We start from the raw sequence: 1,392 nt of genomic DNA, 5'->3' as shown, positions 1-1,392 counted from the left end.
AAGCAATGGGATGGACTCCTCCTCCCCAACGGGCACCGTGGTGCCTAAACTGGAGTTTGCACACAACCAGTTTGAAGAAGGAGTCCACCATGAAGATTATCCGCGTTGGCGTCGACCTAGCCAAGAATGTCTTTCAAGTACATGGGGTTGATCGCTTTGAGAAGGTGGTATGGCGCAAGAAACTCAGCCGAGCAGAATGGCTGCAGGCCTTGCTCGACAAGATTGAGCCTGGCTGCGAGATCGGCATGGAAGCCTGCGGTGGCGCGCACCACTGGGCGCGACTGTTGCAGCAACGCGGCTTTACGGTCAAGCTGATTGCGCCCCAGTTCGTGAAACCCTACGTGAAGAGCAATAAGAACGATGCCAATGACGCTGAGGCGATCTGCGAAGCAATGAGCCGCCCCAATATGCGCTTCGTCGCGATCAAGAGCGTTAAGCAACAAGATTTACAGGCCGTGCATCGCATTAGGGCGGAACTGTGTAGCCAACGCACTGCCAAGGCCAATCAGATTCGTGGCTTGTGCGCGGAGTACGGACTGGCGGCTGCAAGAGAACTGCTACAACTACGAACAGCCATCCCGCGCTGGCTTGAGAACATGGAAAATGGTCTGACGCCACACTTTCGCCGCCTGCTCGATGGATTGTGGCAAGACCTGAAGGCGCTCGATGGCAGAGTCAAAGACCTGGATCGCGAAATAGAGATCGTCGCCGCGCTCGACCCGGTCGCCATCCGGCTGCAGCAACTGCGCGGCGTTGGCCCGGTCATTGCAACTGCGATAGTAGCCAACGTCGGTGACGCAAAGCAGTTCAGCAATGGAAGGCAGATGGCAGCGTCGCTTGGGCTTACTCCAAGACAGCACAGTTCCGGTGGCCGAGAACGATTGCTTGGAATTACCAAGCGGGGCGATGCTTACCTGCGAACTTTGCTGATCCACGGTGCGCGTTCAATGCTGCGCACTGCGGCCGGCAAGAAGGATCGCTTGAGTCGATGGGTCGCACACATTGCCGAGACCAGGCATCACAACATTGCAGCTGTTGCGTTGGCGAACAAAACGGCGCGAATTGCCTGGGCAATGATCACCAAGGGAACCGACTATGAGCCGGGTATGATTGCGGCTTGAGTTGGAAAAGAGGAGTAGGTAAAAAGGAGCATCCAACCACGATTGCAAGACAAGCCGTTGATGGCCAACAGGTCGAACCGGCGCTGACAGAACCCGAGAATGTCCGAGGCCAACAAGCCCGCAGAAGCGATAGGGAGTCAGCGCGCGAATAGCCCATTATGGTCCTTGCCCTCAGGCGGGCGAAGCAGTCAGAGACCGAATATACGTGAGCAGTCGTACCTAACAGCCAAAGACGGAATGTTTGCAAACAAGGAGGAGTCCATATACGGTC

Annotated in this window: 1 protein-coding gene; it reads left to right on the top strand. The window is 56.2% G+C overall.

Features of this window, described 5'->3' with window-relative positions:
• Positions 1-89 precede the first annotated feature (89 nt).
• Positions 90-1,121 carry an IS110 family RNA-guided transposase gene (locus I4X03_RS22955; RefSeq protein ID WP_223471437.1) on the top strand — a complete coding sequence of 344 codons (1,032 nt, stop codon included), beginning with the start codon at positions 90-92 and terminating at the stop codon, positions 1,119-1,121.
• The last annotated feature ends 271 nt before the right edge of the window (positions 1,122-1,392 follow it).

This window comes from Massilia soli (genome assembly GCF_016809835.1).
Classification (GTDB): Bacteria; Pseudomonadota; Gammaproteobacteria; order Burkholderiales; family Burkholderiaceae_D; genus Telluria_A; species Telluria_A soli.
This window is presented reverse-complemented; position numbering and strand designations above follow the sequence as displayed.

What these genes read in the sequence shown, in the direction of transcription:
- I4X03_RS22955 (WP_223471437.1), top strand. Translation starts at nt 90, where the DNA reads ATGAAGATTATCCGCGTTGGCGTCGACCTAGCCAAGAATGTCTTTCAA.